The following is a 19,606-nucleotide window of genomic DNA, read 5'->3' on the forward strand; positions in this document are numbered from 1 at the left end:
GCTCCTGTTCCGCCAGGATCGCGATGATCTGTTCCTCGGTAAATTTACTCTTCCGCATCGTCTGTCTCCGTAACGACAGACTCTCCATTCAAATGCGGGACCAATTGGGTCTCAGGTCATGTGTCAAATCAATTGCCATTAATAGCTTCGCAACTCACAAGTGAACACTTCCTCGAAATGACTGAGGGAGGCGAGGGGCTCAGGTCATCTCAAAGAAAATGGCCTCCGGCAAACCCGGCGCGGTTCACTCCCCGCAGCGCCGCTGTCAAAAAATTCCCTCAATTCTATCGTGCTCAGCCTCATCTATGGGTTCGATGCCCAATATGCGTCCACCCTTCACTATAACTTTGAAGTATTCTGGCTCCTCTGGTGAGCACGGCGGTTCAATGCCACCAGCAAGTACTCTTATTTGTTCGCTGGAATCATCCGCGAAAGGCTCTATCACCTGCCCAATTTCATACTCACGTTGAAAGTCTTTTCCATGCTTAAACTGTACTACAATTTTGTGCCCAGAGATGGGGGAAAGTGTTCGAAGTCTGCTAAAGGCTCCCACAAATTACTCCTGAATGCTTACGGAACTTTGTATAATTCAGTTATGGTCGGCGCGCGCTTCGCGAACGACTTGAAATCGCTAGTTAGCGTCTTCATCCCACCGGCAAGTCCGGCAGCAGCAATTTTCGCATCGTTCGCACTTAAACCCGACTGCATCAAACCAAGTACAACGTCCTGATTTGCAGGGGGCGAAAGTCCGCCACCTCGAGCAGTTAGAAATGGGGCGAGCGCGGCCGCACTACCTCCTCCAGCAGTAAATTCTTCCAAAGCTGTTTCAGAGACAAAAGGCCTACGATCTCCTAAAGCGGCAGTAGCCGCCTCGGCTTGAGGGCTTCCTGGTTTGTCGATAATGTTGATAAGCACGTTGGTATCAAGATTTATTGTTGGCCCCAAGCTGTCATCACTGTGATCTGTGAACGCTGGTTTGTCTTGATAGATTGCTTTCGCGATCGCATTTGCTGCTATCCCAAGCGCCACTAAATCAGCCGGACCTGGCGCGACACTATCTGCCTGACTAGTAGCGACGGCTTTCCCTAGTCCTTCAGCGAGCTTTCTTCCGGCCTCAGTTTCTTTATACTGACCACTTGGATCGGCCATATTGAGCGGATCGTTTCCGGCATATGGATACAGGTTAAGGTCATCCGCATACCCGACCGGATCGGTCTGCAGGAACCTGCCCAGCACCGGATCATACGCCCGCGCCTTGTAGTGATAGAGCGCCACTTCCGGCAGGGCGATCTGCCCGGTGTAGCGGAACCGGCTGCCGGCCCAGGTGTCCGGCTCGCCATAAGGTCCGTAGGTGTAGCGCGTCGTCGTTGCCCCTTCTGCCGCGATGATGCTGCCCTGCCGGTCTGCGATCAGGTAACGCCTGTCGCTGAGGCCTGAGCCTTCATACCAGACCAGCGGCTCGTCGATGCCCGGACCATGAACATAGCGCCGAAGCAGCGTGCCCGCGCCATCATACTCCGCCTGCAGAGCATTGCCGCCATACAGGAACTGCGTCGTGCTGCCGCCGGATATCGTCTGGTTCAGCCGCCCTGCTGGATCATAGACGAGCGACATCGAGGCAGAGCCGCCCGCAACCGTCAGCCGGTTCTCATAGTCATATCCGAACATGCGGGCCCCGTCCGAGGTCAGGTTGCCCCGCAGGTCATAGCTGAATGTCGCGCCGGAGACCGCCGTATACTGATTAAGCCCGTTGCGGGTGTACGCCTTGCTCGCGGCCGGCGTCGCCCAGGTGTAGAGATCGTTGGTGGACGTGCGCTGCGAGACTTGGCTCGCAGCGGTATAGCTGAACCCATACGTCTGGTCATTCGCCGTGCCGGTCAGGTTCAGCCCCAGCCCTGTCAGCCGCGAGGCGAGGTCATAGCTGAACGTCGTGACCGCCCCATTGCCCCGCGTCAGCGTCGCCCGCCGGCCGAGCGTGTCGTAGTTGTAATCCGCCAGCGTCGTCGTCCCGCTCTCGCGCACGAGGTCCACCCGGTTCAGCGCATCGTATGTGTACGTCACATACTGTGCATCCGGCCAGGTGATCCGCTCCCGGTTCGAGGCCGCATCATAAAGATAGCTCAGCGTCCGCGTCGTCCCGATCGTGCTCTGCTCGCTCAGCATCCGCCCGGCGGCATCATAGGTGTAAATCAGCCCCTGACCGCCCGTGGACACAAACCGGCTCGACAGCACGCGCCCCGCCAGATCATACGCCGTATAAACATCCGCCGCCGTCCCGCCCGGAATGTCCTTCACCGTCTGCCGGTTCAGCGCATCGAACGTGAACGCAATCGTCTCGCTCGAGCGCAGGCGCAGGCTGGTACGGTTGCCATTGTTGTCATAGCCATAGCCCTCATAGTCCGGGCTGGTGCCCCCGCTCGCGCAGGTCAGCGCGCTTTCCGCGATCCCGCCGGTATTGGCCGCATTGGCGCCCAGCGTGCTGACGGGGAAATACAGCCGGCACAGCCGGTCGAACCCGTCATAGACATAGACCGAGCGGTTATTGTTCGCATCCCGAACCGAGGCCTGCATCCCGTTCGGCGTGTAGGTATAGCGCGCATAATCCTGCTGCAGCGGATCGCCATAGGCCCGCATGATCCGCGTCAGTTGGCTCGCCGCGTCGTACTCGTTGCGCGTCTTGCGCCCGACCGGATCGGTCACCTCCAGAACGCGGTCGAGCGCGTCGTAAGTGGTCGTCGTCGTGTTGCCCGCGCCGTTGACCACCGTCGCCACCTGGCTCGTCGGCGTATAGGTCTTCTGCTCCAGCGTCTGCCAGGCTATGATGTTTGTGCCCGAAAAGGCCGTACCGCCTTCTGTCTTCGTCACACGTCCGAGAAGATCGTAGGTCGTCCGGCTCGCCGCCAGCAGCGCCGCGCTGCTGCCGCCATTATGGTTCTTCACCACCGTGGGGCGCCGGGCCGTATCATAGGTGGTCGTCGTCGCATTGCCGCGCGGATCGACCGCTGTGACGATGTCGCCCCAGCTGTCCGGCGTGAACGTCGTGGTCAGGTTCAGCGCCGGGCCGCCGATGGCGGCAGTAGCCACCGTCGTTGAGGTCCGGTCCCCGAACCCGTTATAGGCATGCGTCGTGGTGCGCCCGGTCGGGTCCAATTCGGACGTCACAAGTCCGATGGCGTTATAGCCGAACGTATAGGTCGGGCTCTGCCCGCCCACTGCGGGCCGCACCGCCGTTGCCAGTTCTCCTGCGCCATTGCCGGAGGGATGGTAGGTGAACGTCGTCGTATTGCCGCGCGCATCCGTCAGGCTGGAAATCTTGTTCCAGGCCGTATTGTAGGCCGCGCTGATCGTCAGCGGCGAGAGGCCGGAGCCCGGCTTGGCATTGCGCGTCAGACCGGTGACATTGTCACTGGTGTCATAGGCGAACACATCATTGTCGCCTTCGGGATAGATGCGCTTCGTGACGCGCTTGCGCCCGTCATACTCGGCTGCAAACTCCCGCCCGATCTCGTCGATGTAGCGGACGGGATTTCCGTTGGTGTCATAGTAGACGATATAGTTGCCCCCCGCCGGATCGAGCCTGCGGCTGCGCGCCCCGTCCCCGATGAAGAACTGATAGGGGTCGCGCGTGGCCTGCAGGGCTACGGCATCCTTCGCCTCTTTCACGCGGCCCAACGCATCGTAGGTGTATTCCAGCGCGGGCTGGGTCAGGTTCACCGGCTCAAAGATGCGATACATCTGCCCGTAGGGACGAGGCCGCTGTGTGGCGGAGCGCGCCACGGGCGAGGTGCGCGCAAATTTCCAGACAGCTCCCGCGCCATCCGTGATCTCTGTCTGGGCACCATTGATCGCGGTCGAGCGGCCACCAATGCTGCCAGTGTTTCCGGCGACCTGGAGAGTCCGGCCAAGACTGGATGTCAGGCTGACGACAGTGCCCGTGCCGTCATCCGTGAAACTCAGCGTCGGCCCCTGTGGCCAGCTCCAGCTCGCAATGTTGAACCCGTAGATCTTCGCGCACGGGTCAATCGTGTAACCGGAGCTCCACGGCTCGAAATTCATCACGTCTCCGCCGGCATTGCGCAGGCTGAATGTGACATTGCTGAAATCCCAGCGCCGCGCCGTCGCCGGATAGGCCGGAATCTGTGCCGGTGCCGGACTGCACACGTCCCGGACCTTGCTGCGCGCGCCGACCTGCGTCAGCACGCCCGGCGCCCCGACCGGCGGCATCCATGTATTGTCCGCACGGCGGATATATTGCTGCCCCTGGAATCCGCGTGTGACCGTCGCGACATTGCCGACCATCCGGCGGCGCCACCAGTCGGCGATCATCGCCGAGTATACATCCCGGCGCATATTCGCCGTCCCGGTCTGCATGAACGTGTCCTGCATGGCCATGAACGCGAGGATCGTGTCGGTGGCGACCAGCGGGCTCGTTGCACCCATTGCTTCCATACCGGACCCGCCGAGCGTGAAATGGATGTCCCAGTTATGCGTCCACCCGCCCTGTTTCGGTCCCGTGCACGGCCCGAAAAGGCCGGAACATACCGGCGAAGCCTGATAGGTCAGCGAGTAGTCAAGCCTGTAAGGCGCGCCATCGCCTGATCCCGCCGACAGGAGCACAGGCGTGGTGTACCCCACAGACCCGTTCGCAAGGTTGACACCGAGCGCGGCCGTCCGGTCCACGAACCGGTCCTTCAGGACATCCGCCGCGCGGCGCGCATCGAACGTCGTTGCCATCAGATCGGGTTGCGCACCGCCACCGCCCTTGCTGATTGTCCCCAGGATGCCGACCGCGTGCGCGACTTCGAGCACATTTCCATTGGCATCGAACTTGTTTGCGACAACAGCCGTTCCCCGCTGAAGGCTTGGGTCAAAATATGTTGTTGTTGCGCACCCCAAAGGCCCACAGACTGTCGTCGAATCCATCAGACCGAGGCGCGCACCGGGCCCCATGAAGGACTCGGCGGAACTCGTGACTAAGAACCCGGCCCCCACATACTGCGAAATGATCCCGGCTGCTGCATCCTTGACGGCCTGCCGTGTGGTCGGATTGATCGGGAGTGATCCTGAACACCCTGACGCAAATCCCTCGAACAGCATGAGACCCGAAACGGTTCCACCTGACGCGCCAGTAAAGTCAAAGAACCTGCGGGGGCCGCCGCTGCAATTGTCTTCATCCGGATTGTTCGACCAGGCCAGCCGCGCCGTCGTTGACGCGGCATCCGGCATGTCCTGGAGCTGCTCGACAATCGAGCCTTCGAGCGTTGCGGCAGACAGCGCGATCGCACGCGAGACCGCCCGTTCCCGGTTGAGGTCGCCGGACCGGTGCGAGGCGCTGACCGATGACCGGATGTCGATGACCAGCTGCTGGTCAGAGATTCCATAGTCATACGGCCCCGTCGATCCGACCTGGAAGGTCTGCATGCCATATTGCCACTGCACCAGCCCCACGCTGTGATGGTGCTGGACTTCCGCCGAACCGATCTGGCCGTGAAGGGCGAGCATGGCCGAAACCTGAGCAAGCCAGTTCGCGGATGTCCGCTGCCGGCTGACATCCCCTGCCGGAGACGGATAGGGCGGATTGCACAGCGTCTCGGGCGCATCACACTGATAAAACCCGGCGACCCGGTTCGGAAGGGACTTGTCCTCAGATCGCTCGGTGCCCCATTTCGCGGCAAGGCGCGGCGAAACCTGTCCCCAGCCATGAGCGATCGCGACCGGGACAGCACCGCCGCCATTGCCGGTAATGACCTGATCAGCATAAGTACCGGAACTTGCCGCATACGGATGATTGATGGTCAGCGTTGCCTGGTAATTGAAGCTCGGAAGCCTGCATCCGACCGGTCCCTGTACCGGACAGATGTCCGTGAGCGTGTTCAGCGCAACATCGTCAAGTTCCAGCCGGAACGAAAGATCGTAATAGTCCGACGGATCATCGATATGGTCTGCATCAAAGTTGGAATCAAATTCCAGGCGTCGCCCGTAGACTTCATCGATCCAGAGCTGCCGGCTGAATGATCCGAACGGCACCGTCGCGGCAATTTGCAGCCCGGTGCGGTACTGATCGGGAATATCCCCGGTGATCGTGTGACTGGCGACAGATGTGTAGGGCGTCGAGGTCGACCGGAACCCGCCCGACGGCTTGTAGACCGGAACAATCTCCGGACCGCCGACCACATCCCGCATGTCTGCCGCAAAGGCGTTCGAGGTCAGGGTCGTCAGCAGCGCGGTCGAACGCGCGGCGAGGTAGCTGTCGAGATTGGCTGTATTGACGTTCTGGATATAGGCCTGGCCGCTGCTGGTTCCGCTCGAAATCCCTGTTCCCGCCTGCGTTGCTGCTGCGCCGGACACAAACCCCGAATCCGTCTCAAGGTTGCGCCGCGCGGCAAAGCTCTGCGGTTTGAAGCTGGGATCAAACACATACCAGGTCCCGGAAATCTGCACCTCGGACCAGACATGGCGGATGACAACTCCCGTTACCGATCCAGAAATGTTGCAGTCAGCCGGAGAGACACCGTTGACGGCTGCCGGGATGCCGCCATAGGCCAGCATCCGGCAGGCCGAGGCCGCATACGTAAGCCCGGTCCAGTCCTGGAACTGTTGCGCCGTCAGCGTCGCCGACCCGATCCGGTAGCGCGCCGTATACCCTGCCTGACGCGCCAGTTCGACGAACAGGACATTGATGTCGAACGGCGTACCCGACTGGTCAATCATCGCGCCTAGCGCGCCTTTTCTCAGGCCATAGGCGAACTCGACATCGATGTGATTGCGGACATATTCGTAGATCAGGTCGATGTCATTGCTCAGCGCACGGGCCTGTTCGACGATCTCCGGCGGGCGGCCTTCAAATCCGGAAACGCCCGTGAACGACGAGGTCCGCGTCGTCGAATTTCCGTAGTAAGTTTCAGCGGCGGCGGGTGAGACCAGATCGCCGCGCTCGAACCGCATCGAGGGAAGGATCTGCGCTGTCGCAGCCCCGGCAGACAGCGCCAGCGCGACAAGAAAACCAGAAGACCATGTCCGAAACGACACCATCGATCACCCCTTCCGGTTCAACCTTGACACGGACACTAATTATCTATTTCTGATGGAGTCAACCATCGAGCGAGTTTGCTGCAATTAATTCACCCGGGAAGGCATGAGGGATGATCGCAAGACGCAGCTTCCTCGCCCAGATACTGGCTGGCACCTGCAGTGCTGCATTGCTCAGTTCACGGAGTACCGCGCTCGCCGACACGGTCAGCTACACCTATGACGCGCTCGGACGGGTCAAGACCGTCACCTACAGCAACGGCGCCACGATCACCTATGACTACGACGCCGCCGGCAACCGCACCACGCTCAGCCAGACACCGCCGCACTCGGTGCAGGCGACGCTCAGCGCCAGCCCGGCAACGATCCTGCAGGGACAATCCTCCTCGCTGAACTGGACAACCAATTATGCGACCAGCGCGGCCATCAGCCCGACAGTGGGGACTGTCACGCCGACTGCCGGTGGTTCGGTGTCGGTATCGCCGTCTGCGACCACCACATATACGATCACGGCGCAGGGACCGTTCGGGCCTGCAACCGCCCCGGCAACCGTCACGGTCCTGCCGCCGCCGACCTGCACATTGTCTGCCAGACCCTCTACGATCACGGTCGGCCAGTCCACGACCCTGACCTGGACCAGCGCCAATGCCACCAGCGCCTCCATCAACAACGGCGTCGGCAGCGTCACGCCGGTCGCGGGTGGTTCAATTGTCGTCACACCAGGGGCCACGACAACCTACACGCTCACCGTCAATGGCGCCCTCGGAAGCCAGGCCACGGCGCAGGCGACCGTCACGGTCAACACGCCTTCGTTCAACCAGACCATCCAGGTCACCGGCACCGGCCCGGTCAACCTGCGCACCCTCGCCAACACTGCGGGCTATAACGGCGCGATGAACGCCAATGTCGTGTTCGAGGTCAGCAATGGCGTGACCCTCACCGGCAATGCAGGAGGTATCGCTATCGATACCGGGACCTGGCCCGGATCGCCCTACACGATCAGTCTGGCGCTGGTCGTCAAGACTGGCGGCATCGTCCGGGGCGGCGGCGGTGCGGGCGGCGCAGGCGGGCCATCGCCCGGCAATGGCAGTGCGGGCGGCGACGCCGTCTATTGCCGTCATCCGATCACGATCACGATCCAGAGCGGGGCACAGGTGCGCGGCGGCGGGGGCGGCGGAGGCGGCGCCTCAAGCGTCGAGGAAGGCTGGCCGGAGCCGGAATATCGCGGCGGCGGCGGCGGGGGCGGCGGCGCGCCCAACGGGCCCGGCGGTGCAGGTGACTGGAACGCCAGCAATGGCGGGAGCGGCACCGTCTCCGGCGGCGGTGCAGGCGGCTGGGGCGGCAATGGCGGGGTCAATGGCGGTGCCGGAGGGAACTATGGCGCTGCCGGCACAAACGGCCAGGGCTGGGCGAACCCGCCTGCGCCGGGCGGGACAGGCGGCGCAGCCGGCTACTGCATCCGCAAGAACGGACACAACGTTTCGGTCACGAACAATGGAACAACGTCGGGGACCATCGGGTAGTTGCAGAGAAGGTTCTGTTATCCCGGACTTGTGGCCGGAAAGGGCAACTGTCCCATACGGCGAGTCTTCAGCTCGGCACGAAACACAGTCAATTGATATGTGTTCTCATCTTCACCCTCACCGGCACACCATTTTCTCCTGCAGTGTCGAGTTCGAAGCGCTGGTCAGGCGTGCGGCTGCTGCGGCTCCGGGAAGCTCAGGCTGACGGCCGCGCCCGCGCTGGTCCCGTCCCCGAGATGCAGGTTCGCCTTGTGCGCATTGGCGATCTGGCGCGCGATCCGCAGGCCGAGCCCGGCACGAACCTCCTGGCCGAACTGGCTGTCGGGCAGCGTCCGGGCGGCAGAAGCCGCTGACACAAATCCCGTCCCCGTATCGGTCACCGTAAGACGGGGCGGCGCGGAGGATACCCTGACGAGCACCGTTCCGCCCCTGGGAGTGCTCTGCAGCGCATTCTCGACCAGGCAGGACAGGGCCTGCGCCAGCGCATCCGGATTGCCGGTGACGGGTACGCTCGCATCTGCGCCCTCGACACCAAGGTCTATTCCGGAAACCAGCGCGCTGGGTGTCAGGCGGGCAACGACGCTGATCGCGACATCGGACAGGTCCGCAAGGGCGTCCGGGTTTACGACCAGCTTCTCCGCGTTGGCCGACATCAAGAGCTGGTTGGCGAAGCGGATCAGCGCGTCAACTTCGGCCTTCAGCACCTCCGCCGGCGCATTGCCGCCGTCGAGTTCCAGCCTGGCCTTGAGGGCCGCCAGAGGGGTGCGCAGGGAATGGGCCGCCTGGGCAATGAAGGTTTTCTCTCTCTCCGTCGCGCTGTTCAGCTTGTCGATCGTATCGTTCAGTTTACGGACGATTCCCGACACTTCGGCGGGCGTGAGATTCAGGTCCAGCGGTTGCAGCCGGTTGCCGGGCTCAACCCCGGATACAGCGTCAGAATATCGCTTCAGCGGCTCAATCGTCATGCGCAGCGCGGCTTCAAGCCCTATGAACAGAAGTAGCGCAAAGGGCGCGATGGGCAGGACTACATGCACCAGAATTTCGCCGACGATGAGCATGGGCAACAAGCCCGCCGTATCCTCCCGGATCTCGATGACGATATGGCCGGTGAACCCGTCTACGGTGAAGGACCTTCCTCCGATCCAGCCGCCCGTATTGGTTTCACTCGTCCAGACATCCGGAAATGGCCCGGATGCAATCCATATTTCCTCAGCAGGCGGAGTTTCTTCGGAGGCTGCAATAACGCGCCCGGCCGCATCAAGGACAGCCCAGGTGTAATTGTCAGCATGCTCGCGGAAGATGCGGTGATGCTTGTTGATGATGTTCCAGTCATTGCGGCGGTAGGCGAGCTGGGCATCGCGCGCGAACTTTTCGCCCAGCATATGCAGGCTCCGATGGCGCAGCTCCGGAACGTCGGTTCCATAGTGCAGGCCGACCACGGCGACCATGAATACGGAAATCAGGCTGATCGCCGCCCAGGCGCGGCGGCGCAATTTCCCGGCCAGTGACCAGTCAGTCGGCGCGGATGTCATGCACGGCCTCCAGAAGATATCCGACGCCCCGGATGGTTCGCAGGTTCAGTCCACAGTCCTGCGCTTCCAGCTGGTGACGCAGCCGCGATACGGTCGTCTCCAGCGCGTTGGGGGTTACCGGCTCGGATTGATCATACAGCTGGTTCTCGAGATAGGCGCGCGTGCAGACCTTGCCGGCCCTGAGGATCAGGGCAACGAGGAGCTGGCGCTCGCGCCGGGAGAGGGGAAACTCCTGTCCCTCGCAGTCCAGCGACTGGGTTGCCGGATCGAAGCAGACCTTTCCGGCTGTCACCCTCGTGGCTGACACATTCCCCGCCCGGCGCAGCAGAACCCGGCATCGGGCACCCAGCTCCTCTAGGTCGAAGGGTTTGACGAGGTAATCCTCAGCGCCGCGATCCAGCCCCTCAACTCGGTCGTTCAACTCGCCGCGCGCCGTCAGGACCAGGGCAGGCAGGCCGTCCGGTTTCTGTCCGAGCAGGCCGAGGCCGTCCCCGTCCGGCATGCCGAGGTCGAGCAGCAACAGGTCAAACCGGGTATCCGCGAGCAAGAGCCGCGCATCGGCGAGGGTCTGCGCCCAGTCCACGGTGTGTCCGCCACGGCGCAGGTATTCGACGATCGTGCCGCCGAGGGAGGTGTGATCTTCAACGAGAAGGATACGGCTCATCAGGCTGACAGGTTGCCGCAAGCTGGGCCGTTTATCCAGCCTTAGGCTGCCGGGCCTGCGGCAGCCTCAGCGGCCGGTCTTTTCCGGCCGGCGGGAGGGAGGCGTCCACATGCAGACCCAGAAGGTGAAGGCACAGCCCCGGATCTGCCCGGATTGCCGTTCGGACGCGCATACGGCGCTGCCGCACTACAGCCGGATGGGGTGGACCACGGTCTGCTGTAACGGATGCGGCTTTGTCTTCCTGAATTCGGCGCCCACCTATGAGGCTTTGTCCGAAGACCTCGCCTGGACCCAGCAATTCGCCAAGGAAAAGAAACGCCGCCGCCAGCAACAGCCGATTGTCAGCTGGCTGGACACCCGCACGCGCTGGCGGTTGCACATCGCGCGGGATAATGAGTGGGAATACATCTGCGAGAAGGTGCCCTCGGGCCGGGTCCTGGATGTCGGCTGCGGCGTGAAGAACAACGTGCCGGAGTGTTTCACACCCTACGGGATCGAGATCGAAAAGGCCGCGGCCGAAAAAGCTGCGGTCCTGATGCGCGCCCGGGGCGGCGATGTGATCCACGCGCCGGCCCTCGAGGGGCTGGCAAAGTTCGGGGACGGATTTTTCGACGGCATCATCATGCGCTCCTATCTGGAGCATGAGGCGGACCCCCGCAGCGTTCTGCAGGCCTGTTTTGCCAAGCTGCGTCCAGGCGGCGTGATCTATGTGAAGGTGCCGAACTTCGCGACCGTGAACCGCGTGGTGCGCGGTGTGGACTGGTGCGGATTCCGGTTTCCAGACCATCTCAACTATTTCACGATCGACAGCCTGCGCAGCATGGCTGAGGGTGCAGGATACCGGTTCGAGCTGCGCAACTGGCTGACCCGTTTCACCAATGATAACATGCACGCCTTCCTGATCCGGCCCTGAGGCGGGCCGGGGCAGTTCGCGCATAATCCGATCTTCCCCTTGATCCCGCCGCGTATTGGCGCGATGCCTGCCACAACGAAAACAGATCGGTTCGGGAGGCGGACATGAAGCGCACACTGGCGGCAGTGGCATTCGGCCTGGCGGCGTTCGCCCCGGCGGATGCGCAGGCGGACAAGCCGAACTTCGTGGTCATGCTGATCGATGATGCCGCGTTCATGGATCTCGGCATCTACGGGGGCGAAGCACGCACGCCGAACATTGACGCGCTGGCCAGCGGCGGCGCGATGTTCACGCACTACTACACCTCGCCGCTCTGCTCGCCCTCGCGCGCCATGCTGCTGACCGGCATGGACAATCACCTGACGGGCGTGGCGACCATTCCGGAAGTGCTGCCGAAGGAACACGAGGGCAAGCCCGGCTACACGATGAGCCTCGAGCCCGGAGTCCTGACACTTGCAACCCGGCTGAAACCGGCAGGCTATCGCACCCTGATGACCGGCAAATGGCATCTCGGCAGCGGCAAGGACGACCTGCCAAGTGCGCACGGCTTCGACCATTCCTTCGCGCTTGATGCCTCCGGCGCGGACAATTTCGAAGACAAATCCTACATGCCCTACTATGCCGATGCGCCATGGTATGAGGATGGCAAGGCGGCGGGGCTGCCAGACAATTTCTATTCGTCCGAGTTCATTGTCGACAAGATGGTGGAATATCTCGGCAGAGGCGATGCCAGCCAGCCCTTCTTCGCCTATCTCGCCTTCCAGGCCATCCACATTCCGGTGCAGGCGCCGCGCGAGTTCATTCAGAAATATGAGGGCGTATATGATGCGGGCTGGGACGAGACGCGCAAGGCGCGGTGGCAAAGGGCCCAGCAGCTCGGCTATATTCCGGAAGGCGCGCCGCTTGCCGACATGCCGGCGCATTTGCGGTCCTGGTCGTCGCTGACGCCGGAAGAGCAGCGCCTCTACGCTGCGCGCATGGAAGCCAATGCCGCGATGCTCGAGGCCATGGACTTCCACATCGGCCGGCTGGTCGAGCACCTGCGCGAGACCGGTCAGCTGGACAACACGGTCTTTATCATCACGTCCGATAACGGTCCGGAGCCGTCGCGCGGGGATACGGATGAGCGCCTCGCATTCTGGATGAGGATGAACGGCTATCATCTGGATCTTAAAGGCGTGGGCGAGAAGGGCAGCTGGGGCTTCATCGGACCGGAATGGGCGATGGCCGCAGCCTCGCCCTTCGACAAGTTCAAGTTCCTCGGCGCGGAAGGCGGCGTTCGCGTGCCGCTCATCGTCTCCGGCGCCGGCATTCCCGAAGGCCTGCGTCTCGAGGCGCGCACCTTTGTCACCGACATTGCGCCCACCCTGCTGGCGATGGCAGACGCTCCGGATACATTCAGCGATGCCAAACCGATGACCGGGAAAAATCTCGTGCCGCTGCTTCAGGGTTCGGTTGATGCCGTTCGCGGACCGGAGGAGGCAATCGTCATCGAGGTTTCCGGAAACGTCGCCGTGGTGAAGGGCGACTACAAACTCACCCGCAACCAGAAGCCTCACGGCGACGGGCAGTGGCGCCTCTACAATATCGCGCAGGACCCCGGCGAGGTGATCGATCTGACCGCCTCGCTGCCGGAGGTGCGCGAAGACATGTTCCGGGAGTATGCGGATTACAGCGCGCGCGTCGGCCTTCTGGAGGTGCCGGAGGGCTATGATTCCATAGCCGAGGTGACCCGGCATACGCTCGCCCGCCAGCGCGCGCAGTACACGCCGTACATCATAGGGGCGGGCATCGGGCTTGTTGCCCTGATTGCCGGTCTCGTCCTGCTGTTTCGCCGCCGGAAACGGCGCACGGGCGGCTGATTTCCGGGGGACTTGAACTGCCTTCATTGTTATGGCACTAATAATGCCATAATATAGCTTCGGGAGGAGGCGGGCATGTCCCTGAAAACTGCGCTTGTCTCGCGCCTCGCGGGTTATTTCACGAGCGAGCAGCGCCTGACCAGGAGCCGGTCGATGCAGGAAAAGAAGCGTGTTTCATCGGGCGCCGCACATGTCATGGAGTATTTCCACGATGCCGGTGATCCGTATGCGCACCTTATGACGCAGGTATTGCCGGCGTTTGCGGCACGCTACGATCTTGACCTGACTATCCATCTCGCCGCCCCGCCGCCGGACTGGGCCGCGCCGGAGCGCGCGCGGCTTGAAGCCTATTCCCGCGAGGATGCGGCGCGCCTTGCGAAACGTGCGGGGCTCTCCTTTCAGGACCCCGGCGCGCAGCCCTCCGCTGAGGCCATCGCCGCTGCAAACGCGGCGATGGCCGCTGCAATCGACACCGGCCGCTTTCTCGCCGATGCGGCCAGCATCGGCGAAGCGCTCTGGGCAGGAACACTTACGGCCGCGCCGGCAGCAGATACCGGTGCGCGGCTGGCTGCGGGCAGTGCCAGGCGCGAAGAGCTTGGTCATTATCTCGGCGCCACGCTGCACTATTCAGGTGAGTGGTACTGGGGCGTTGACCGGCTGCACTATCTCGAAGCGCGCCTTGCTGAAATCGGCGCCCGCAAGCAGAACGCGCCGGATTGGGCCATCTTCGCACCGCCGCTGGCGCCTGCCGGTACAGGAAGCGCCCAGGGCGCGGAGCTGCACTGGTATCTCTCGTTCCGCAGTCCGTACACATACATTTCCGCTTTGCGCGCCAAGGCGCTGGCCGATGCCTATGGCGCCGAGCTGAAGCTGCGCTTTGTGCTGCCGATGGTGATGCGCGGGCTGCCGGTGCCGCGCATGAAGGGCCGCTACATCACGCTCGACACGGCCCGCGAGGCGCGGCGTCTCAGCATTCCGTTCGGCAAGATCGCGGACCCCGTAGGCCGCCCGGTGGAGCGCGGCTATTCGCTTTTGCCCTGGGCGCGCGGGCAGGGCCGGGGCTTTGAATACTGCCATGCTTTCCTCGCCGCCGTCTGGTCGCAGGGTGTGGACGCGGGCAGCGATGCCGGCATGCGCCAGATCGTGGAGATGGCTGGGCTCGACTGGAACGCTGCCAAGCCTCATCTGGACACAGAAGGCTGGCGTGCCGAAGCCGAAGCAAACCGAGCAGAAATGATGCAGCTCGGCGTCTGGGGCGTGCCCAGTTTCCGCGTTGGCGACGTGATCACCTGGGGTCAGGACCGCCTGTGGCTGATCGAGGACGAATTGAAACGGATATCCAGTTAATCCGGCTACGGAGGAACAAGCATGCAGGTCATCAACGAAGTATTCCCGAAAGATCCATCGCGCCTTCAGGCCATGCTGGAGAAGGGGCCGGATGGCCCGATTTTCATGGTCAATCTCCTGAAGTTCAAGGACAAGGCGGAGTATGAAGACGGCCGCGCCTGCGACCTTTCCGGCCGCGACGCGTACATGATCTACGGCCGCGCGGTGACGGACCTCTTGCCGAAGTTCGGGGGGCGCGGCGTTTTTGCGGGCGACGTCACCTTCCTCGCTCTCGGTCAGGTCGAGGAGCTGTGGGACGAGGTCGCCATCGCCATGTACCCGGACCGCGCCTCGATGGTGCGCATGTCGCTTTCGGAAGAGTGGCGAGAGATTGCGGTGCACCGCTCCGCCGGTCTCAAGGGTCAGCTCAATATCGAGACGGTGCTGCCGCAAACCGGCGCACAATCGGCATTCCTCGAAATGATGCTGAAAGCGGGAGGCTGAGCATGCGACTTCTCCGCACGGGTGTGATCGTTATCGCAATTCTCGCCGCGCTGACGGCTGGCGGGTATCATGTCTTCCGCATCCCGTTGGCTGAGATGGCATTCACCCGCGCAGTCGAGCGCAACATCGGCCGCGACACGGCCCGCGCGCTGCCCGATGGGTTGCATGTCTATGTCTGCGGCGCCGGTACGCCGATGCCAGACGCCCTGCGTGCCGGCCCGTGCATGGCGGTGATCGCAGGAGACACGCACCTCGTCTTCGATTCCGGCTCCGGCGGCGTGCGCACGCTGACGCGCATGGCCTATCCTGTCGGCAAGATCGATGCGGTGTTCCTCACTCATCTGCACTCGGATCATATGGACGGTCTTGGCGAGATGATGATGCAGGCATGGATCAATGGCGCGCGCACGTCGCCGTTGCCGGTCTATGGGCCAGCAGGAGTGGAGGAGGTTGTTGAAGGTTTTGATGCGGCCTACCGCATCGATGGCACCTACCGCGCTGCGCATCACGGGCCGGAGATCGCAAACCCTTCCGGGCATGGCGGCGAAGGGCGCGCCATTGCGATGCAGGCGGGGCCGGGAGGATCTGCGGTCGTCTACGATCAGGACGGCGTCACGGTGACCGCCTACAAGGTCGATCACTCACCTGCGGAGCCCGCTTTCGGCTACCGGGTTGATTACAAGGACCGCGCCGTTTCCTTCAGCGGCGACACAATCTATTCACCAAATCTCGTCGCCGTGTCGGAAGGCGCCGATATCCTGTTCCATGATGCGCTTCATGCCGGCATGGTTATCGCCATGCGCGAAGCTGCGGTCGAATCAAACCGGCCCGGCCTTGCCGCAATATTCGGTGATATCCTCGACTACCACGCAACGCCCGAAGATGCGGCAAAGGCAGCTGAAGCGGCGGGCGTACGTCAACTCGTTTACTATCACACAATTCCGCCCTTGCCTTCGCGGGCGCTCAATGCCTTGTTCATGAAGGACGCCAAAGCACATTTCGGCGGGCCGATGGACGTGGCGGTGGATGGCATCATCTGGTCGCTGCCTGCCGGAAGCACGGCCGTGAACACGATGAAGGCCTACTGAATGACCGACCTGAAGTCCGGGCAAGTTGACGGCTCCGGTAACAAGACGGAGGAATCCGATGGCCGCCGCCAGCGAAGCGAACGCAGCCGGGCGCAGATCATTGATGCCCTGTTTGCACTCATCCGCGAAGGCGATGTGAGCCCCAGCGCGGCGAAAGTTGCCGAGCGTGCCGGCGTCGGCCTGCGTACGGTGTTCCGCCATTTCGAGGACATGGACAGTCTCTATGTCGAGATGGCCGAGCGGATCTCCGCCGAGATCATGCCGCTGGTGAACACGCCGTTTTCGAGCACCGACTGGCGCGAGCGCCTGCGTGAACATTGCGGCCGCCGGATCGAAATCTATGAGCGCATCTTCCCGGTGCGCGTCTCTGCCAACATCCGCCGGTTCGGCTCGCAATTCCTAATGGAGGAGTACCGCCGCAATCTCGCGATGGAGCAGGAGCTGCTCAAAGTGCACCTGCCGGACGAGATATTGAGCGACCCCATCCGCTTTGCCGCCATCGACACGGCGCTGGGCTTCCAGACCTGGCGCCGCCTGCGTCAGGACCTTCAGATGCCGGTTGAAGAGGCATCGGCGGTGGTGCGCCTGACCCTGGACCGCCTGATTGCGCCATGAGGCCTGTCGCGGCCCTGGTCCTGGCTCTCCTGCTGGCAGGATGCGGGAAACCGCCCATAATTGATCCGCTTGCGGAAGGTTGCGCCATAACGTCGGATACACTGGGCCGTTTCGTGCGCTTGCCGGAAGGCCAGTTCGTCAAAGGTGCCGGGGCACTCTATGCCGAAGAAGCGCCCGAGATGACCCTGCATGTCAGCAGTTTCGAAATTCTCGATCACGAAGTGACCAATCTCGAGTTCGCACAATTCGTAGAGGCGACAGGCTATGTCACCGAAGCCGAGCAGGGCGTGATGGATGGCCGCGCCGGTGCAGGCTCAGCCGTGTTCTTGATGCCGGGCGAGCGCGCGAACCCCGCCGAGACCTGGCGCCTGGTTTCCGGCGCCAGCTGGCGCACGCCGGAAGGTCCGGGGTCGGACATTGCAGGCCGTGATCTGCACCCCGTCATTCACGTCTCACTCGCGGATGCGCGCGCCTATGCTGAATGGGCGGGCGGGCGCCTGCCGGATGAGGTTGAGTGGGAATATGCCGCAAGTCTCGGTCTTGCCGATCCGGCGGTGCCGGTCTCCGGCGCGTTCAAGGCCGATGGCACGCTGATCGCAAACACCTGGCAGGGCGTTTTCCCGCTGGGCGACTCTGCCGCAGACGGTTTCGCGGGCCGCGCGCCTGCAGGTTGCTTCCCGGCCAGCGCGATTGGTCTCTATGACATGATCGGCAATGTCTGGGAGTGGACGGAAACACCCTTTGGCGAAGGCACGCAGACCATCAAGGGCGGCTCCTATCTGTGTGCGGACAATTACTGCCGCCGCTACCGCCCGGCCGCACGCCATCCGCAGGAGGCGGATTTTTCTTCAAGCCATATCGGCTTTCGGATCGTGCGCGACCTGCCGCCCGCAGATTAGTTCGGCCAGATCACATACTCGTCTTCGGGCGCCGCCTTGTCCTCCCCGGTCTTGTCGAGGGCTATGGGCGAGCGCGTCGTGGACGGGTATAGCGGCGGGCGGGCATTGGCATGGTGCCGGTCAAGCAGGGCCTGCAATTCGGCAACCTTCTGCGGATTGGACGCCGCGAGATTGGTCTTCTCCGTCGGGTCCGTCGTCAAATCGAACAGCCAGGTCTTGCCCTGGTTGCCATCCACCTGCAGCTTCCAGCCGGCCGCGCGCACCACATGATACGCGCCGCTCTGCCAGAAGATCGCATCATCCGGCCTGATGATTGAGCCCGTGCCCATCGCTTCCGGCAGGATGTCTTGCCCGTCAATCTCCACGCCCGCCGGAAGTGCGGCGCCGGCAGCGGCGGCAATCGTCGGCATCAGGTCAATATGCGCGACCGGCGTATCGATGCGCGTGCCAGCCGGAATTTTTCCGGGCCAGCTGACAAACATCGGTACACGGATGCCGCCTTCAAAGAGCGTCAGCTTCCATCCGCGATAAGGCGCATTGAGATCCGGCAGGCCGACATAGCCTGGCGCGCCATTATCGCTCGAGAGGATGATCATCGTGTTCTCGGCAAGACCTTCCGCTTCCAGCTTCTCGACGATCCGGCCAACGCTGCGGTCCAGCGAGCGCAGCATCGCAGCATACACCCGTAGGCGGTCCGGCTCGAACTCGCCAACGGCCTCATAGTCTTCCCTCGTTGCCTGCAACGGCGTGTGCACGCCCCAATGCGCAAGGTACAGGAAGAAGGGCTGGTTGCGGTTTGTCTCGATGACTTTCAGCGACTCGTCCGTCCAGTAATCCGCCAGATAGCCGCCGGGGCGGAACCGGTCGCTGCCATTGTACGAGGTCGAAAAATCGCCGCGCGCCCACAGGAACTTGTCGATCGGATCGAAATCGACCTTGGCGTTTACAACGTTCGGATCATCCACCGGCAGGTGCAGCAGGTCTTCCATCAGCAGCGACTCGTCGAAGCCCTGATTGTTCGGATGAAACTCGCCTGAATTGCCGAGGTGCCATTTGCCGATATGCACGGTGTGATAGCCGCGTGTCTTGAGGACTTCCGCAATCGTCACTTCGTCCGCAGGAAGGCCCTGGTCCTGGAAGTCCGGCGAGCTTTCGGCTGCTGCGCGATCATACACGGTATCCGGCAGGCCGTTGTTACGGTCATTGGCGAACATCGTCACGATGCGGCCCATATTGTTCGGCGTCGGCGTGAATTCGAATCCTGTGCGTGTCGGATAGCGCCCCGTCAGCAGCATGGCGCGTGAGGGTGCGCAGGTGCCGGTGCCGGAGTAGGCGTTGGTGAAAATCGCGCCGCGCGCGGCCAGTGCGTCCATGTTCGGTGTCGGGATGATGCCGTCTCCGAGCACGGTCAGGTCGTTGATGCCGAGATCATCGAGCAGGATGAACACGATGTTCGGCGGGCGCTCCTCCAGCGGCACGGAGGTTTCCGCCGGGCCTTGCTGCCACGGCACAGACCGGTTTTCCGCAATTGGCGGACGATCCGCGCGCGTCACCATCAACAGGATCAGCTCCTTGCGATTGAACCAGGCGAGCGCGCCGCCCGCGACGATAACAGCCAGCAAAATCAGCAGGATACGCTTGATCATATTCG

General features: G+C 62.6%; 12 protein-coding genes. 8 read left to right on the forward strand and 4 right to left on the reverse strand.

The window, feature by feature from the left end; genetic code table 11:
• Positions 1–570 precede the first annotated feature (570 nt).
• Positions 571–7,032, reverse strand: a complete 6,462-nt coding sequence (locus ACK4TE_RS09435) for an RHS repeat-associated core domain-containing protein (protein ID WP_409911253.1) — start codon at positions 7,030–7,032, stop codon at positions 571–573.
• 110 nt (positions 7,033–7,142) lie between these two features.
• On the opposite strand from ACK4TE_RS09435, the gene ACK4TE_RS09440 reads away from it, so the two are divergent.
• Positions 7,143–8,552, forward strand: coding sequence for a hypothetical protein (locus ACK4TE_RS09440; RefSeq protein WP_409911254.1), 1,410 nt, complete (start codon positions 7,143–7,145; stop codon positions 8,550–8,552).
• Between the two features lie 164 nt (positions 8,553–8,716).
• Here the strand turns inward: ACK4TE_RS09440 and ACK4TE_RS09445 are convergent, their stop codons facing one another.
• Together ACK4TE_RS09445 and ACK4TE_RS09450 are read right to left on the reverse strand one after the other, a co-directional pair.
• Positions 8,717–10,084 (reverse strand): sensor histidine kinase, encoded by a 1,368-nt coding sequence (locus tag ACK4TE_RS09445; protein ID WP_409911255.1) that lies wholly within the window; start codon positions 10,082–10,084, stop codon positions 8,717–8,719.
• On the reverse strand, positions 10,065–10,748 hold the full coding sequence (locus ACK4TE_RS09450; protein ID WP_409911256.1) for a response regulator transcription factor: 684 nt from the start codon (positions 10,746–10,748) through the stop codon (positions 10,065–10,067). The genes ACK4TE_RS09445 and ACK4TE_RS09450 overlap by 20 nt, the downstream gene beginning before the upstream one ends.
• 109 nt (positions 10,749–10,857) lie before the next feature.
• Here ACK4TE_RS09450 and ACK4TE_RS09455 point away from each other — a divergent pair, with 109 nt between their 5' ends.
• The 7 genes from ACK4TE_RS09455 to ACK4TE_RS09485 all read left to right on the forward strand — a co-directional run bounded on the left by ACK4TE_RS09455 (position 10,858) and on the right by ACK4TE_RS09485 (position 17,955).
• Positions 10,858–11,661, forward strand: a complete 804-nt coding sequence (locus ACK4TE_RS09455; RefSeq protein ID WP_409911257.1) for a class I SAM-dependent methyltransferase — start codon at positions 10,858–10,860, stop codon at positions 11,659–11,661.
• Positions 11,662–11,765: 104 nt separating this feature from the next.
• Positions 11,766–13,523 (forward strand): arylsulfatase, encoded by a 1,758-nt coding sequence (locus tag ACK4TE_RS09460; RefSeq protein WP_409911258.1) that lies wholly within the window; start codon positions 11,766–11,768, stop codon positions 13,521–13,523.
• A gap of 75 nt (positions 13,524–13,598) precedes the next feature.
• Entirely contained in the window at positions 13,599–14,870 is a 1,272-nt protein-coding gene (locus ACK4TE_RS09465) for a DsbA family protein (RefSeq protein ID WP_409911259.1), read from the forward strand.
• Positions 14,871–14,891: 21 nt separating this feature from the next.
• Positions 14,892–15,353 carry a DUF1330 domain-containing protein gene (locus ACK4TE_RS09470; protein ID WP_409911260.1) on the forward strand — a complete coding sequence of 154 codons (462 nt, stop codon included), beginning with the start codon at positions 14,892–14,894 and terminating at the stop codon, positions 15,351–15,353.
• 2 nt (positions 15,354–15,355) lie between these two features.
• Complete coding sequence (locus tag ACK4TE_RS09475) at positions 15,356–16,441, forward strand: MBL fold metallo-hydrolase (RefSeq protein ID WP_409911261.1); 1,086 nt, start codon at positions 15,356–15,358, stop codon at positions 16,439–16,441.
• Entirely contained in the window at positions 16,442–17,056 is a 615-nt protein-coding gene (locus ACK4TE_RS09480) for a TetR/AcrR family transcriptional regulator (RefSeq protein ID WP_409911262.1), read from the forward strand. It begins immediately after the preceding gene.
• A complete protein-coding gene (locus ACK4TE_RS09485; RefSeq protein ID WP_409911263.1) occupies positions 17,053–17,955 on the forward strand; it encodes a formylglycine-generating enzyme family protein in 903 nt (300 codons plus the stop codon). The genes ACK4TE_RS09480 and ACK4TE_RS09485 overlap by 4 nt, the downstream gene beginning before the upstream one ends.
• On the opposite strand, the gene ACK4TE_RS09490 is transcribed toward ACK4TE_RS09485, so the two are convergent.
• Entirely contained in the window at positions 17,952–19,601 is a 1,650-nt protein-coding gene (locus ACK4TE_RS09490; protein WP_409911264.1) for a sulfatase-like hydrolase/transferase, read from the reverse strand. The two genes, ACK4TE_RS09485 and ACK4TE_RS09490, sit on opposite strands and share 4 nt — an antisense overlap.
• Positions 19,602–19,606 lie beyond the last annotated feature (5 nt).

Source organism: Hyphomonas sp. (genome assembly GCF_046313975.1).
In the GTDB taxonomy this organism is placed as follows: domain Bacteria; phylum Pseudomonadota; class Alphaproteobacteria; order Caulobacterales; family Hyphomonadaceae; genus Hyphomonas.

Coding starts and splice junctions, on each gene's coding strand:
- ACK4TE_RS09435 (WP_409911253.1), bottom strand. CDS start 7,032: ATGGTGTCGTTTCGGACATGGTCTTCTGGTTTTCTTGTCGCGCTGGCG.
- ACK4TE_RS09440 (WP_409911254.1), top strand. CDS start 7,143: ATGATCGCAAGACGCAGCTTCCTCGCCCAGATACTGGCTGGCACCTGC.
- ACK4TE_RS09445 (WP_409911255.1), bottom strand. CDS start 10,084: ATGACATCCGCGCCGACTGACTGGTCACTGGCCGGGAAATTGCGCCGC.
- ACK4TE_RS09450 (WP_409911256.1), bottom strand. CDS start 10,748: ATGAGCCGTATCCTTCTCGTTGAAGATCACACCTCCCTCGGCGGCACG.
- ACK4TE_RS09455 (WP_409911257.1), top strand. CDS start 10,858: ATGCAGACCCAGAAGGTGAAGGCACAGCCCCGGATCTGCCCGGATTGC.
- ACK4TE_RS09460 (WP_409911258.1), top strand. CDS start 11,766: ATGAAGCGCACACTGGCGGCAGTGGCATTCGGCCTGGCGGCGTTCGCC.
- ACK4TE_RS09465 (WP_409911259.1), top strand. CDS start 13,599: ATGTCCCTGAAAACTGCGCTTGTCTCGCGCCTCGCGGGTTATTTCACG.
- ACK4TE_RS09470 (WP_409911260.1), top strand. CDS start 14,892: ATGCAGGTCATCAACGAAGTATTCCCGAAAGATCCATCGCGCCTTCAG.
- ACK4TE_RS09475 (WP_409911261.1), top strand. CDS start 15,356: ATGCGACTTCTCCGCACGGGTGTGATCGTTATCGCAATTCTCGCCGCG.
- ACK4TE_RS09480 (WP_409911262.1), top strand. CDS start 16,442: ATGACCGACCTGAAGTCCGGGCAAGTTGACGGCTCCGGTAACAAGACG.
- ACK4TE_RS09485 (WP_409911263.1), top strand. CDS start 17,053: ATGAGGCCTGTCGCGGCCCTGGTCCTGGCTCTCCTGCTGGCAGGATGC.
- ACK4TE_RS09490 (WP_409911264.1), bottom strand. CDS start 19,601: ATGATCAAGCGTATCCTGCTGATTTTGCTGGCTGTTATCGTCGCGGGC.